At 71.3% G+C, this 14,469-nt stretch carries 10 protein-coding genes; 9 read left to right on the top strand and 1 reads right to left on the bottom strand.

What is annotated here, in order from left to right:
- Nucleotides 1-236 precede the first annotated feature (236 nt).
- The 3 genes from OG241_RS16720 to OG241_RS16710 all read left to right on the top strand — a co-directional run bounded on the left by OG241_RS16720 (nucleotide 237) and on the right by OG241_RS16710 (nucleotide 5,107).
- Nucleotides 237-1,406 carry a steroid 3-ketoacyl-CoA thiolase gene (locus OG241_RS16720; protein ID WP_405816201.1) on the top strand — a complete coding sequence of 390 codons (1,170 nt, stop codon included), beginning with the start codon at nucleotides 237-239 and terminating at the stop codon, nucleotides 1,404-1,406.
- Nucleotides 1,407-1,691: 285 nt separating this feature from the next.
- Nucleotides 1,692-3,593 (top strand): protein kinase domain-containing protein, encoded by a 1,902-nt coding sequence (locus OG241_RS16715; RefSeq protein WP_405816200.1) that lies wholly within the window; start codon nucleotides 1,692-1,694, stop codon nucleotides 3,591-3,593.
- 317 nt (nucleotides 3,594-3,910) lie between these two features.
- A complete protein-coding gene (locus tag OG241_RS16710) occupies nucleotides 3,911-5,107 on the top strand; it encodes an RNA-guided endonuclease InsQ/TnpB family protein (protein WP_405816199.1) in 1,197 nt (398 codons plus the stop codon).
- 30 nt (nucleotides 5,108-5,137) lie between these two features.
- Here OG241_RS16710 and OG241_RS16705 read toward each other — a convergent pair whose 3' ends face one another.
- Complete coding sequence (locus tag OG241_RS16705) at nucleotides 5,138-5,770, bottom strand: ATP-binding cassette domain-containing protein (protein ID WP_405816198.1); 633 nt, start codon at nucleotides 5,768-5,770, stop codon at nucleotides 5,138-5,140.
- 325 nt (nucleotides 5,771-6,095) lie between these two features.
- Here OG241_RS16705 and OG241_RS16700 point away from each other — a divergent pair, with 325 nt between their 5' ends.
- The 6 genes from OG241_RS16700 to OG241_RS16675 all read left to right on the top strand — a co-directional run bounded on the left by OG241_RS16700 (nucleotide 6,096) and on the right by OG241_RS16675 (nucleotide 14,269).
- Nucleotides 6,096-7,472, top strand: a complete 1,377-nt coding sequence (locus OG241_RS16700; protein WP_405816197.1) for a glycoside hydrolase family 125 protein — start codon at nucleotides 6,096-6,098, stop codon at nucleotides 7,470-7,472.
- Between the two features lie 47 nt (nucleotides 7,473-7,519).
- Nucleotides 7,520-8,290 (top strand): response regulator transcription factor, encoded by a 771-nt coding sequence (locus tag OG241_RS16695; RefSeq protein ID WP_405816196.1) that lies wholly within the window; start codon nucleotides 7,520-7,522, stop codon nucleotides 8,288-8,290.
- Complete coding sequence (locus tag OG241_RS16690) at nucleotides 8,277-10,385, top strand: sensor histidine kinase (protein ID WP_405816194.1); 2,109 nt, start codon at nucleotides 8,277-8,279, stop codon at nucleotides 10,383-10,385. The genes OG241_RS16695 and OG241_RS16690 overlap by 14 nt, the downstream gene beginning before the upstream one ends.
- Before the next feature lie 123 nt (nucleotides 10,386-10,508).
- Nucleotides 10,509-10,916 carry a sortase-dependent protein gene (locus OG241_RS16685; RefSeq protein ID WP_405816192.1) on the top strand — a complete coding sequence of 136 codons (408 nt, stop codon included), beginning with the start codon at nucleotides 10,509-10,511 and terminating at the stop codon, nucleotides 10,914-10,916.
- 100 nt (nucleotides 10,917-11,016) lie between these two features.
- The gene (locus tag OG241_RS16680; RefSeq protein ID WP_405816191.1) at nucleotides 11,017-11,667 is read left to right on the top strand and encodes a class F sortase; all 651 of its coding nucleotides are present in this window, start codon (nucleotides 11,017-11,019) and stop codon (nucleotides 11,665-11,667) included.
- Between the two features lie 67 nt (nucleotides 11,668-11,734).
- Complete coding sequence (locus OG241_RS16675) at nucleotides 11,735-14,269, top strand: protein kinase domain-containing protein (RefSeq protein WP_405816189.1); 2,535 nt, start codon at nucleotides 11,735-11,737, stop codon at nucleotides 14,267-14,269.
- Nucleotides 14,270-14,469: the final 200 nt, after the last annotated feature.

Raw genomic sequence — 14,469 nt, 5'->3', positions numbered from 1 at the left:
GGTCCATCAGGAATGAGTAGGTGTCGAGAAGGTAGTAACGGGTTCCAGAAGAGGCAAGGGGCGCGACACCCCGAATTTCGGGCACCTCTCGTGTTATCGGGCGCTGCAGGGGGGTTGCGGTGCCGGACGGGCCGTCAGCAGACTGCTGACAGAACTAGAACGCGTACTAGTTCTGCGTGGCGGGTGGCCGGGACGCCCGCGCCGCGCGGGTGCCCTGAGGAGAGGAACTCCCCACCATGGCCGCGGAACCCGTGATCGTCGAAGCCGTACGCACTCCCATCGGCAGGCGCGGCGGCGCGCTCGCCAACCTCCACCCCGCCTACCTTCTGGGCGAGACCTACCGCGAACTCCTGGGCCGCACCGGCATCCCCGCCGACTGCGTCGAACAGATCGTCGGCGGCGCGGTCACCCAGGCAGGCGAACAGTCCGCCAACCCCGCCCGCACCGCCTGGCTGACCATGGGCCTGCCGTACGAGACCGCGGCGACGACGGTCAACGCCCAGTGCGGCTCCTCCCAGCAGGCCTCGCACATGGTCGCCAACATGATCGCGGCGGGTGTCATCGACGTCGGCATCAGCTGCGGGGTCGAGGCGATGTCGAGGGTGCCGCTGGGATCGGCGTCCAAGCACGGCCCCGGGAAGCCGTTCCCCGAGGAGTGGAACGTGGACCTGCCCAACCAGTTCGAGGCGGCGGAACGGATCGCCCGCAGGCGGGAGCTGACCCGCGACCACGTCGACGCGCTGGGGCTGCTCTCCCAGGAACGGGCGGCGGTCGCCTGGGCGGAGGAGCGGTTCAAGCGGGAGACGTTCGCCGTCCAGGTGCCCACGACGGAGGAGGAGCAGGGTGCCGGGCAGGGCATGTGGCGCCTCGTCGACCGGGACGAGGGGCTGCGGGACACGTCGATCGACGCGCTGGCGTCCCTGAAGCCGATCATGCCGACGGCGGTCCATACGGCTGGCAACTCGTCCCAGATCAGCGACGGTTCGGCCGCGCTGCTCTGGGCGTCGAAGCGGATGGCGCGGGCGCTGAAGCTGCGGCCGAGGGCGCGGATCGTGGCCCAGGCGCTGGTGGGGTCCGACCCGCACTTCCATCTCGACGGTCCGATCGACGCCACCCGGGCGGTGCTCGGCAAGGCGGGCATGACGCTGAAGGACATCGACCTGATCGAGGTCAACGAGGCGTTCGCCTCGGTGGTGCTGAGCTGGGCGCAGGTCTTCGAACAGGACCTGGAGAAGGTGAACGTGAACGGCGGGGCCATCGCCCTCGGTCATCCGGTCGGGGCGACCGGGGCCCGGCTGATCGCCACGGCGCTGTACGAACTGGAGCGCGTGGACAAGGAGTTCGCACTGATCACCATGTGCGCGGGCGGAGCACTGGCGACGGGGACGATCATCCAGCGGCTGTAGTCGCGACAGCGACTGATCGGGCTGCCGGCGGTGCCGGGGATGCCGGGGGCAAGTCGCCGAGACGCGCCGCAACGTGGAGGCCTGCCTCGAACACCCGAGCATCCCGCACCCGAGCATCCCGTGAACGAGTGCGCTCAGTTGCCGACCAGTACCTTTCGGATCCGAACCGAGTGCGCAGCGTGACGGAACCTATCGAAAGCCTGACCCCACGCCTTGACTGAGTTAGCCTCGTCTCGCAGCCGAAGAGGCGAACTCACGTACGTAGACAATCAATTCGGGGGGTCCGTGTCAGAGCAGCACCCGGTGTCGCCGGGCCCGCCGCCGGGTGAGGCGGCAGCGCTGCGGCAGACCGGCGCCGCGCCGCTGCGGCCCGGCGACCCCGAACGCATCGGCCCCTATGTGCCGTTGGCGCTGCTCGGCAGCGGTGGCATGGGGCGGGTCTATCTGGCGCGCCCCTCGGACGACAGCCCCGGCCTGTTCGCCGTCAAGGTGATCCGCCCGGAGTACGCCGAGGACGCGACGTTCCGGCGCCGCTTCGAGCAGGAGGCGCTGGTCCACGGCCGGGTCCGCACGCCCCGCGCACCGAGGCTGTGCGGTACGGGGTTCCAGGACGAGCTGCTCTGGATGGCCACGGAGTATCTCGCCGCGGTCGACCTGGCGGACGCCGTACGGGAGGACGGTGCCCTGGAACCGGGCGCCGTCTGGCGGTTGGTCGCGGAACTGGGGCAGGCGCTCGCCGACCTCGCCGCCACCGGGATCGTGCACCGGGACCTGAAGCCGTCCAACGTGCTTCTGTCGGTCCGGGGCGCCCACGTCATCGACTTCGGCATCTCCAAGGCCGCCGACGCGAGCGCGATCACCGGCACCGGCAACCGGGTCGGCACGCCCGCCTACATGTCCCCGGAGTACCTGAGGACCGGCCACTGCGACGCGGCGTCCGACGTGTTCTCCCTCGCCGGGACACTGATCTACGCGGCGGCCGGCCGGGCCCCGTTCGGCGACGGCACCGGTGTCGACGTGATGCACCGGGTCGCCTTCGAGGAGCCCGACGCCGAGGTGATCGGCGAGATCACGGCGACCGACCCGGCGCTCGGCGCGCTGCTGGCCGCCTGCCTCGTCAAGGAACCCGAGCGGCGGCCCACGCCGAGGGCGCTGATCGACGCGGCCGCTGGTTACGCGGGTGCGCCCGCGGGGGCGTCCGGCTGGCCGGGGGCGCTGCACGGCAGGGTGCTGGAGCGGCAGCGGGCGTACGACGTGCTGTACCTCGTGCCCGTAGCGCGGGCGGCGGAGTTGCGCTTCCCGGGCCACCGCCCGAACCCGGCGAACCTCCCGGTGCCGGTGCCGGTGCCGGTGCCGGACGCGGCCCCCGTCCCGGCGGCGGACCAGGCCGTCTTGGCCTCCGCCTCGTCGGCCTCGTCCGTCTCTTCCGCCGAGACGTCCCCGGGGAAGCGGCGCCCGACCGGAGTTCTCGCCCGGGTCCGCAGAAAGCCGGTCCCGGCAGCGGCGACCGCCCTCGCCGTCTGTGGTCTGGCCGCGCTGGTCTTCGTACTCACCCGCCCGCAGACCGAGGCGAGTGCGGCGCCGCCGGGGTCCGTCTCTACGGCGTCCCCCGGTACGGCGGCGGAACCGGGCGGCGCCCCGGTGAAACCGGGGGCCGCGAACGGGAAGTCGGGCCCGAGCACCTCGGGCGACGGCACGGAGACCGCCGACGGCCCCGCCGACCCGTCACAGGTCTCCGACGACAACGGCGGCGGCGATGCCGCGAACGACCCCGCGGACTCCGGCACCCCCGGGGGCACGGGCACCGGGACGGACCCGAACACCGACCCCGGTGCCGCCCCCGGAACGGACGGCGGCACAGGAACAGGCACCGGCACGGACACGACTCCCACCCCCACTCCGTCTCCGGACCCGTCCGAGACCGAGCCCGCCTCGGCGCCCTGGGTCACCGACTGCACGTACTACGCGGGCAAGGCCCGCACGGTGCTCGGGGACACGGGGAAGCGCGTCAAGCAGGTCCAGTGCATCCTGATGCTGCGCGGATACGACATCGGCGGCACCGGTGTGGACGGGGTGTTCGGGGACGGACTGGAGTCCGCGATGAAGAACTTCCAGAGCGACAAGGGACTGGTCGTGGACGGCCTCGTGAAGAAGGTGACCTGGGACAACCTGCGGGCGACGCAGTGACTCCGCCCCGGTGACAGGGCGGAGCCACAGGGGACTCCTGAGAGGGGACCCCCGAGATCCTGACGAGACGTCAGCAGGTCGACCGGTACACGTACTTGCTCATGTTCGCGTCGCCCAGGTTGTCCGCCGTGATCGACACGAACGACGTGTCGATCGACTTCGTCACCGGGTACCTCCGAGGAAGCCCCGGTCTTCAGGCCGGGAAGGAATCGGGCTCCTGCGGGGCGGGGCAGGGAGCGGGGATGCGCCGCCAGGGCGGATCGCAGTGCTCTAACCCGCGGATTTGGAACTGACTAGCGATGGCGCTGTTTGTGAGCATGGCCACAAACCACGTGAAGCGGGCGTTCAAGTACCGCTTCTATCCGACGGATGCGCAGGCGGCTGAGCTGTCGCGCACGTTCGGATGCGTGCGCAAGGTCTACAACCTGGCGCTGGCGGCCCGTACGCAGGCGTGGGTGCGGCAGGAGCGGGTCAACTACAACCAGACCTCCGCGATGCTCACCGTATGGAAGCGGACGCAGGAGCTGGCCTACCTCGGTGAGGTGTCGTCGGTTCCGCTGCAGCAGACGCTGCGTCACCTTCAGGTGGCGTTCACGAACTTCTTCGGCAAGCGGGCGCAGTATCCGCGTTTCAAGTCGCGGAAGAAGTCCCGCCGGAGCGCGGAGTACACCACCAGCGGTTTCCGCTTCCGCGACGGGCAGTTGACTCTCGCCAAGATGGCCGACCCGCTGGAGGTGGTGTGGTCCCGGCCCCTGCCGGAGGGAGTGCAGCCGTCCACGGTGACGGTGTCCCAGGACGCGGCCGGGCGCTGGTTCGTGTCGCTGCTCTGCGACGACACGATCCCACCCGCCCCGGCCACCACGGCGGCCGTCGGCATCGATGCGGGGATCACGTCCCTGCTGACGCTCTCCACCGGGGAGAAGATCACCAACCCCAAACATGAGCGCAAGGACCGTACCCGGCTCGCCCGGGCTCAGCGGGAGCTGTCCCGTAAGGCCAAGGGCGACGGCGCTAACCGGGCCAAGGCGCGCCGGAAGGTTGCCCGTGTTCATGCCCGGATCGCCGACCGGCGCCGGGACTTCCTGCACAAGCTGACCACTCGGCTCGTCCGTGAGAACCAAACGGTCGTGATCGAGGACCTCACCGTCCGCAACATGGTCAAGAACCACAAGCTCGCCCGTGCGATCTCCGACGCTTCGTGGAGAGAGCTGCGGGCGATGCTGGAGTACAAGACCGCCTGGTACGGGCGGGAACTCGTGGTCGTGGACCGCTTCTTCCCGAGCTCGAAACTGTGCGGTGTCTGCGGAGCGATCCGGGCGAAGCTGCCGCTGAACGTCCGTACCTGGACGTGCGAGTGCGGGGCGGTTCATGACCGGGACGTGAACGCGGCGAACAATCTTCTGGCCGCCGGGCTGGCGGTGTCTGTCTGGGGAGCTGGTGTAAGACCTCAACGGGAGTCCTCCCGGACGGGGCAGCCGGCGTTGAAGCAGAAACCCCCACGGCGCGAGCCGTAGGAATCCCCCTCGATCACGAGGGGGAGGAAGTCAAGACTGGTCCTCGCTGCGGGTCGTCGTCGCGCCGGACAGCCGGGCGACCCGCTGCCCGAGACGCAGCACCTCGATACGGTCCGCGTACTCGAAGACGAAAGGCAGGTTGTGGCTGATCAGCACCACCGCCACCCCCGAGGCCCGGACCCGCTGGATCAGCTGTCCGACCCGTTCCTTCTGTACGACGCCCAGCGTGGCCGTCGGTTCGTCCATCAGCAGCACCCGGTCCGCCCAGTTGACCGCCCGGCCGACCGCGATGCCCTGGCGCTGACCGCCGGACATCGTGACCACCTGCGCGGCGGTGTCCTGGATGCCGACGCCGAGCGAGCCGAACGCCTCGTCGGCCTTGGTCCGCATGGCCTTCCGGTCCAGGAAGCCGAGCTTGCCGAGCAGACCGGGGCGCATGATCTCGCGGCCCAGGAACAGGTTCTCGGCGGGATCCAGGTCGGGCGCGAGAGCCAGATCCTGGTAGACGGTCTCGATGCCCAGGCGGCGGGCGGCGATCGGGTCCGGGATGGTCACCGGCCGTCCGTCGACCTTGATCTCACCCGCGTCGGGCTGGATCACCCCGGAGATGACCTTGATGGTGGTGCTCTTGCCGGCGCCGTTGTCGCCGACCAGTGCGACCACCTCGCCCGGGTAGACGGTGAGCGCGGCTCCGCGCAGCGCCTGGACCTGGCCGTAGCTCTTGACGATGCCGGCCAGTTCGAGGACGGGGGTGGCGGCGGTGGCCCCGTGCGGAGTGTCGAGCCGGCGTACCCCGGGGTCGGGGTGGCCGGAGTAGGGGGTGGAGCTGCTCGCGAAGGAGTGCGTACAAGGTCGAATTAGCTCGATCGTGTGATCGTTCGCGTGCGGGCTTGCGGTGGTCTAGTCCGGTAGTCGGCTTGTATGGTCCGACAACGTTGTTCCGAAACAACGTTGTCTCAGTCTGTGGGAAGTGCGCGGGAGGATGATCATGCAGCCGATCGACGAGCCGAAAGGCGGACTGCCTGAAGGTGAGCTGGCGGAACGTGAGCTGCCGGAAGGACTCCGCGCCCTGAGTGCCGACGTGCACCGTGAGCTGCGCTCCCTCGACCCGCGCGCCGCCGAGCGCTTCACCCGGCTGCTGGCCGGCACCTGGGGCAGGGCCATGCGTCCGCTGCCCGACGGCGAGGTCTTCGTCCTCACCGGCGACATCCCCGCGATGTGGCTGCGCGACAGCACCGCCCAGGTCCGCCCGTACCTCCTCGCCGCCGACGACCCGGTCGTCGCCGCCGCGCTCACCGGCGTCCTGCGCCGCCAGCTCTGGTACGTCCTCGCCGACCCGTACGCCAACGCCTTCAACGCCGAACCCGACGGCTCCGGCGCCGGTCACACCGACGACCCCACCCCCGACCCGCTGGTCTGGGAACAGAAGTACGAGATCGACTCGCTCTGCGCCCCGCTCCAGCTCGCCTACGGCATCTGGCGCGCCACCGGCAGCCTCGGCCACCTCACCGCCGACGACCGCTTCGTTCGCGCCGCCCGCCGGATCATCGCCCTGTGGCGGACCGAGCAGGACCACGAGAACCGCTCACCGTACGAGTTCCGGCGCCTCGGCGACTACGAGTACGACACGCTGGCACGCGGCGGCCGGGGCGCGCCGACCGCGCCCACCGGAATGACCTGGTCCGGCTTCCGCCCCAGCGACGACCGCTGCCAGTACGGCTATCTGGTCCCGGCCAACGCCATGGCGGCCGTCTCCCTCACCGGCCTCGCCGAACTGGCGACGGCGATCGGAGACCTCCACCTCGCCGCCGACGCCGCCGCCCTCTCGGGCGAGATCGCCACCGGGGTACGTACGCACGGGGTGACCGCGGGGGCAGACCCGGCGGTGTACGCGTACGAAGTCGACGGTCTCGGCGGGCAGTTGCTGATGGACGACGCCAACATCCCGAGCCTGCTCTCCCTGCCCTACCTAGGCTGGTGCGACCCGGGCAACCAACTCTACCTGCGCACCCGCGAGTTCGTCCTCAGCGACGCCAACCCCTTCTACTACGCGGGTGGTTCGGCCGTCGGCATCGGCAGCCCGCACACCCCGCCCGGCCATGTCTGGCCGCTCTCCCTCACCATGCAGGCGCTGACCAGCGACGACGGGGCCGAGCGGGTGCGGCTCGCCGAGCTGCTGCTGCGCACCGACGCGGGCACCGGCGCCATGCACGAGAGCTTCCACGTCGACGACCCCGCGACCTTCACCCGCCCCTGGTTCGGCTGGGGTGACGCCCTCTTCGCCGAGCTGCTGCTCGACCTCACGGGCCGCTCGACGACCCGTCTGCATCCGCGCCTCGCCGGCACCGAACTGCCCTCCCGGTAAAGCCGCTTACGGCTCTCCCGGCGTCGGCGCTCGCTACGATCTGCGACGTGTGCGCAAACATCATGGTCGCCGAAGACGACGCGAAGCAGGCCGAACTGGTGCGCCGCTATCTGGAGCACGAGGGCCACACGGTCACGGTCGTCGAGGACGGCCGGGCGGCTCTGGAAGCGGTCCGGCACCAGGAACCCGACCTGGTCGTCCTCGACGTGATGATGCCGGGAGCCGACGGCCTCGATGTCGTACGGATCCTGCGCGCCGAGCGCCGGGAGGTGCCGGTGCTGATGCTGACGGCCCGCAGCACCGAGGACGATCTGCTGCTCGGCCTCGATCTCGGCGCCGACGACTACATGACCAAGCCGTTCAGCCCACGCGAACTGACGGCCCGAATACGGACGTTGCTGCGCCGCAACCGGCGCGGCACCGACCCGGACCCCGTGACCATACCCGGCCTGGCTCCCGCCCCGGAACCCGAAGTGGACCCGGACGAGAAGGTGTTGGTGGTCGGTGCGCTCAGGGTCGACCCCGCGCGGCACGAGGTGTCCGTCGCCGGGGCGCCCGTCGACTGCACGCCAGGGGAGTTCCGTATCCTCGCGGCGATGGCGGCCGAACCCGGCCGGGTCTTCACCCGGGCGCGGCTCCTGGAGGAACTGCACGGCTTCGACAAGTACATCAGCGGCCGGACCGTCGACGTGCACGTCATGAACCTGCGCAAGAAGATCGAGCCCGCCCCCGGACGGCCGTCCCGCCTCGTCACCGTCTTCGGCGTCGGCTACAAACTGACCGACCCCGCGAGGAACGTGCGCCATGCGTCGTCGTGACCCGAAAGGCGCGGCGGGGAGCGCGCCGGCAACCCGGCTGCCGCTCCGAAAGAGCCTGGCCGGGCGGCTGTTGACCGTGACGGCGCTGGTGGCCTCCTGCTCGGTCGCCGCCACCGCCTGGCTCGCCGTGCAGACGACCTCCGTCGCGATCCGCCAGGAGCAGGGCCAGAACCTCAAGTCCGACGCGAAGATCTACGACACCCTCCTCGGCTACGCGGCCACCCACCCCGACTGGGACGGCGTCGACACCACCGTGCGTGAGCTGGCCCAGGAGTCCGGACGCCGGATCGTGCTCACCACCCGGGGCCGCCGCCCGTTCGTCGACTCGGCCGGCTCGCGCTCCACGCACGGCGGTTCGGCGGCCCTCTCCCTCGCGCCGCAGCCCTCGGCGGTCGTGAACCCCCTGGCCGTCGACACCGTGCTGGTGCCCGACGCGGCCGGAGCCGGCGCGGACCTCATCGATCCCCGGGCCGTGGGGCCCTTCCGGCTGCCCGCGAAGGAACGCGCCGCGCTGCGCAAGGCGTCCGCCGCGCGGGTGCAGTGCCTCAGTAAGATGGGTATCGCCGCCGACATCGTCGACACCCCGGGCGGCCGCCCCCGCGTCCAGTTCGTGAGCGACGAGACCGACGGCGGGACCGCCGGCGTGACCGAGCGCGACATGGACGCCAAGTGTCAGGCGGCCTACCCGGTCGGACCCACCCCGACCGAGCGGAAGGCCCTCAGCGCTCTCAACCAACTCGCCGACGCCTGCCTGAAACGACAGGACCGTTCGGCCGTGAAACTGAACCTCGACCTGTCCTGGGACCGCGGCTACGTGTACGGGCAGGACGACGTGGCCTCCGGTCCGGAGGGCCTCAGCAAGCGGGAGGCGGCGGCGCTGGCCGCCAAGAAGGCCGAGGACGCGGCGACGGCCGAACGCAAGGCCGCCGCCGGCGGCGCGTTCGACTACACCTCCCCCGAGGCCCGCGGCAGCGGGTACGACCGGGCCGTGGCCGCCTGCGTCAGCAGCGCCCGCAGCGAACAGCTCACGGCCTATGTCGCGGAGCCCGCCCTGCTGTTCATCGAGGGCCCCGGCGCCGCCGGAGTCCCCGGCTTCGACCTCTCCCGGGCCAACACCGCCCGTATCGCCGGAGTCACCGCCCTGGTCCTCGCCCTCACCGTCGGCGCCTCGGTGCTCGCGGGAGCCCGGCTCGTACGCCCGCTGCACGCCCTCACCGGCGCCGCCCAGCGCATGCGGGACGGCCTGGACTCCGCGCCGGAGCCCGTACGTGTCGTCTCGGACAACGAGATCGGCCGGCTGACGGCGGCCTTCAACGACATGGCCGCGCACCGGGCCCGGCTGGAGGAGCAGCGCAAGGTGATGGTCAGCGATGTCGCCCATGAACTGCGTACGCCGCTGAGCAACATCCGGGGCTGGCTGGAGGCCGCCCACGACGGACTGGCCGTACCGGACCCGGCGTTCGTCTCCTCGCTCCTGGAGGAGGCCGTGCAGCTCCAGCACCTCATCAACGACCTCCAGGACCTGGGCGCGGCCGACGCGGGCGCCCTGCGACTGCACAGGAAGCCGGTACGGATCGACGAGTTGCTCGGCCAGGTCGCCGCCGCCCACCAGGGGCCGGCCGAGACGGCGGGCGTCGCGCTCACGGTCCCCCCGCCGCCGCCGGGCGCCCCTCGCCCACCGCTCCTCGACGCCGACCCGGTACGGCTGCGCCAGGCCGTCAGCAACCTGCTCTCCAACGCGGTACGCCACACCCCGGCCGGCGGCACGGTGACCCTGCGCTCGTACGTCACCGAGGCGGGGGACGAGCTCGCCGTCGAGGTGTCCGACACCGGCAGCGGCATCCCGGCGAAGGACCTCCCGTACGTGTTCGACCGTTTCTGGCGGGCGGAGAAGTCCCGCAACCGCAGCACCGGCGGCAGCGGCCTCGGCTTGGCGATCGTCCTCAAGCTCGCCGAGGCCCACGGCGGCACGGTGGACGTGGCGAGCACGGAGGGCCAGGGGGCCACCTTCACCCTGCGGCTGCCGACGGCCGGACCGAAGGAACCGAAGGACCCGGAGGAGCCGGAGAAGACGGCGTGTCCCGGCCGACCCTGATGGGATGACCACAGCGGTCTGACAGTTTCCTGACAAGTGGTCGTCAGGGTGAGGTCATGCCCGGAACCTGGTGCGGATCGGCAACCAGGTACGACCAAGCCGGGCTGGAACTGGAGCCCTTACATGTCCCGCCGTCTCACCAAGCGCCCGCTGCGTTCGCTGCCTTCTCTCCGGATCGCCGTCCTGACCGGCGTCGCGGCCGGCGCGCTGCTCGTCCCGGCCACCGCGGCCTTCGCCACCGACCCGACTCCGACGCCGAGCGCGACCGACTCGACCTCGGCCGACAAGGAGGCCCTGGCGAAGAAGAAGGCCGAGGACGCCAGGACCCTCAAGGCGGCCGAAGCCAAGAAGAGGGCCGAAGCCCAGAAGGCCGGCAAGGGCTACCCCCGGGGCGGTGTCGCCGCGGGCGAGGCCCCCGCCCAGGACGACAACACCGGCACCCTCATCGGTTCGGCCACCGGCGCGCTGCTGCTCGCGGGCGCCGGCACCTACGTACTGCGCCGCCGCGCCACCGCCCGCCGCGACGGCTGACCCGGCAGCACAGACTCTCGTACGAAACGGCGGCGCCGCCCCTCACCGGGCGGCGCCCTGTGCGTCCCGGTGAATCCCGCACCCTGTTCTGGAGCCCGCGTTGCCCCCTGCACACCGTCCGGTCCTGTCCCGGGCCCGCCTCGCCGTCGCCATTTTCGCGACCGTCGTCCTGCTCACGCTCGTCACCGTGCTCACCGGCTGCTCGTCCACCCCCGACCCGACGGTCCGGGTCGTCCCGCCGACCGCGTCCGGCGCCCCCGAGGCGGAGCGGTCCGTGACGGCCCCGGCCCCCCAGGCGCCCGAGGCCCCGGCGGCCCCCGCCGAGGTCGCCATCCCCTCCGTGGGGATCACCAGTTCGCTGATGAAGCTCGGCCTCAACCCGGACGGCACGGTCGAGGTCCCGCCGGCCGACAAGGGGATGACCGCGGGCTGGTACACGGGCGGTGCCGTGCCCGGGGAGGTCGGCGCGGCCGTCATCATCGGCCACAACGACACCCGCTTCGGCAAGGCCGTCTTCCACGACCTCAGGAAGATCACCAAGGGCGCGGACATCACCGTCACCGACGCGTCGGGAAAAGCAGCGCACTTCTCCGTCACGGCCACGGAGAGCGTCGGCAAGACGGTCTTCCCCACGAAGAAGGTCTACGGCCCGACCCAGGACCGTGCCCTGCGGCTCATCACGTGCGACGGCGACTTCGACGCGCAGGGGCACCCTGTCAACAACCTCATCGTGTACGCGACGCTGAGCTGAGGGCCGTACCGAGGGCCGTGGGGGTGCCTGATTCGTCCTGACGTCACGAGTAACGTCCGGACAGTCCATGCCTGAAGTCTCAAGTAATGGCCATGAGTTGCTCGATTGCGTACGCCAACCGTCCCTCCAGCACCTACTCTCCCCTCAAACTCATTCGACGGGGATCAGACGGGGAACAGGCGAGCTGAGGACAATGGAGCCACTTCGTCCCACGGACCCGGAGCGGCTGGGGCCGTACCGTCCTGTCGCGCGACTCGGGGCCGGAGGGATGGGCGAGGTCTTCCTCGCCAAGGACGACCGGCAACGGACCGTGGCCGTCAAGGTCATCCGTCCCGAGCTGGCCTCGGGCAAGGCCTTCCGCGACCGGTTCCGCCGCGAGGTGGACGCCGCGCGGGCGGTGAGCGGCACCTACACGGCGTCCGTCGTCGACGCCGACCCGGACGGCCCCGTCCCATGGCTGGCCACCACGCACATCGTCGGCCCGACACTGGCCGAAGCGATCGAGGCGTACGGGCCGCTGCCCCCGAGCACGGCACTGGCGCTCGGCGCCGGACTCGCCGAGGCACTGATCGCCGTGCACTCCGCGGGGCTGGTGCACCGCGACCTCAAACCGTCCAACGTGCTGCTCTCCGCCGAGGGCCCGCGCGTCATCGACTTCGGCATCGTCCGCGCCACCGACGGCTACGAACTCACCCTGTCCGGCGTGCTGTTGGGCTCGCCGCGCTACATGTGCCCCGAGCACGCCACCGGGGACCCGATGGGCCCGGCGGGCGACGTGTTCTGCCTCGGCTCGGTCCTCGCCTACGCGGCCACCGGGAAGGCGCCCTTCGACGGTGCGTCGGCGGCCACCCTGCTGTACCAGGTGGTGCACGGCACACCCGACCTGACGGGGGTCAAGGACCCGCTGGAGACGATCATCCGGCTGTGCCTGGAGAAGTCCCCGGCGGCCCGGCCGAGCCCGGACCGCGTGTCGGCGGCATGCGCGCCCGGGGGTGCCGACGCGCTGGACTGGAACGGCTGGCTGCCGGAAACCGTCGCCTCCTCCATAAGACGCCAGGCCGCCGACCTCATGGACCTCGACCTGGAACTGGAGCTCGGCCTCGCCCCGAGAGTCGCCCCGAGTCTCGACCCGAGAGTGGACGTCGTCGGGCGGCGGCCGGCCCGTGCGACCGCGACAGCAGCCTCCGCCCCCACATCCGCCGCCGCCACCTCCGCCCCCGGCGACCTTTGCGTCGACCCGCGCCTGGCGGCCGTTCGGCGCCTCGTCACGGAACACCGGAGTAGCGGCCCCCAGAAGGTCGTCTTCCCCGAGGAACCGAAGCCCGCCCCGACCCACGAACAGCCGCCCGCGCAGCCCCCCGCCCAGTCGCCCGAGCGGGGCACCCACCGAGCCCGGCGCCCGTCACCCCGGCCGAACATCTCCCGCCGGGGTGTCCTCGCGGTCGCCGCACTCGCCCTGGGCACCGGCGTCACCGCACTGGTGATCGGCTCGAAGGACGGGTCGGGCAGCGTGGCGACACCGGCCGGTCCGGCGCCGGACCCGCTGTGGACGTACCGCAGCGAGCCGCTCGTCCAGGCACCGGCGGTCTTCTACGACGAGACAGCCCTGCTGAAGACGCAGTCCGGCACCATGTTCTGCCTCGGGCTCACCGACGGCGCCAGTCCCCGCTGGACCTACCGGGGCATCAGCCAGTCACCCACCCCGCCCCTGGTCCTCGGGGACGTCGTCGTCGCCCTCGGCACCGGCGCGACCGTGATCGGCATCGACCCGGTCACGGGCGCCGAGCGGTACTCGCTGGACTTCGGGGCGGACTTCCGGTTCGACACGCTGCTCGGCGGGGCCGTCGGAACCGTCACCATCGTCGGACTGCGGTTCGACCGGCAGGACAACGCGGACGGGTCGCGGGGTTCGGCCACCTCGACGAACGTCGTCCTCGGGACGAATCTGCGGGAGCGGCTGGCCAGCGTCATCCCCATCAGCGCACAGGACATCGGCCTCGACCTGAAACCGGTCATCGACGCCCGCCACTTCGTCTACATCGACGGGCTGCACCGGCTGACGTCCCGTGGCACCGACGGCAGCGGGGTGGTGCAGTGGAGCCAGCCCATGGCGTCCGGGTCGGAGGACCGAGCGGCTCCGGTGGAGCTCGACGGGACCGTGTTCGCGGTCGACAGCGAGCTCATCGCCGTGAATCTGGAGTCCGGGGCGCTGCGCTGGCGGGTGCGGCAGGAGAAGGGCGGCTTCGCCTCCGTCGTCGCCGCGGGCGACACGGTGTACTGCACCACGAGGAGCCCGCAAGGCGTCGCGGCGTTCGACGCCGCCGACGGCTCCCGGCGCTGGTTCTGCGAAACCCCGCGGCTGAACCTGGAGAATCCCCTTGTCGCGGGCGGTGACGCGGTGTTCGTCACGGCCGAGGCCAACAAGGACGGCTTCTACGCGATCGATGCCCGGCGGGGTGAACTGCTCTGGAACTTCACCGACGGCCGGGACACCGGCATCAACGAGTGGCAGCTCTCCTGCGGCACCGACGCCGGGACCGACCATCCGCTGATCGCCCAGCACTTCGACAGGGTGTACGCGCTTCCGATGCCTCGGTCCTGAAGGTACTCAAGGTCCTGAAGGCACCTGGGAGCCCGTGATCCGTCACTGGGCGATTCGGTCTGCGGTCACGCGGACGTGGTGGCGCGGCTCAGAGCTGCTCCCAGCTGCCGGGGTCATCGGCCAGGGTGGCGGAGGCGCCGGGAGTCCCCTCCCGGAAGGCCGGCGCCTGGAAGGGGTCGATCTCCGGGGTCGGCGAATCA

Source organism: Streptomyces sp. NBC_01390 (assembly GCF_045040105.1).
GTDB lineage: Bacteria > Actinomycetota > Actinomycetes > Streptomycetales > Streptomycetaceae > Streptomyces.
This window is presented reverse-complemented; position numbering and strand designations above follow the sequence as displayed.

What these genes read in the sequence shown, in the direction of transcription:
- OG241_RS16720 (WP_405816201.1), top strand. Translation starts at nt 237, where the DNA reads ATGGCCGCGGAACCCGTGATCGTCGAAGCCGTACGCACTCCCATCGGC.
- OG241_RS16710 (WP_405816199.1), top strand. Translation starts at nt 3,911, where the DNA reads ATGGCCACAAACCACGTGAAGCGGGCGTTCAAGTACCGCTTCTATCCG.
- OG241_RS16700 (WP_405816197.1), top strand. Translation starts at nt 6,096, where the DNA reads ATGCAGCCGATCGACGAGCCGAAAGGCGGACTGCCTGAAGGTGAGCTG.
- OG241_RS16690 (WP_405816194.1), top strand. Translation starts at nt 8,277, where the DNA reads ATGCGTCGTCGTGACCCGAAAGGCGCGGCGGGGAGCGCGCCGGCAACC.
- OG241_RS16685 (WP_405816192.1), top strand. Translation starts at nt 10,509, where the DNA reads ATGTCCCGCCGTCTCACCAAGCGCCCGCTGCGTTCGCTGCCTTCTCTC.
- OG241_RS16675 (WP_405816189.1), top strand. Translation starts at nt 11,735, where the DNA reads ATGCCTGAAGTCTCAAGTAATGGCCATGAGTTGCTCGATTGCGTACGC.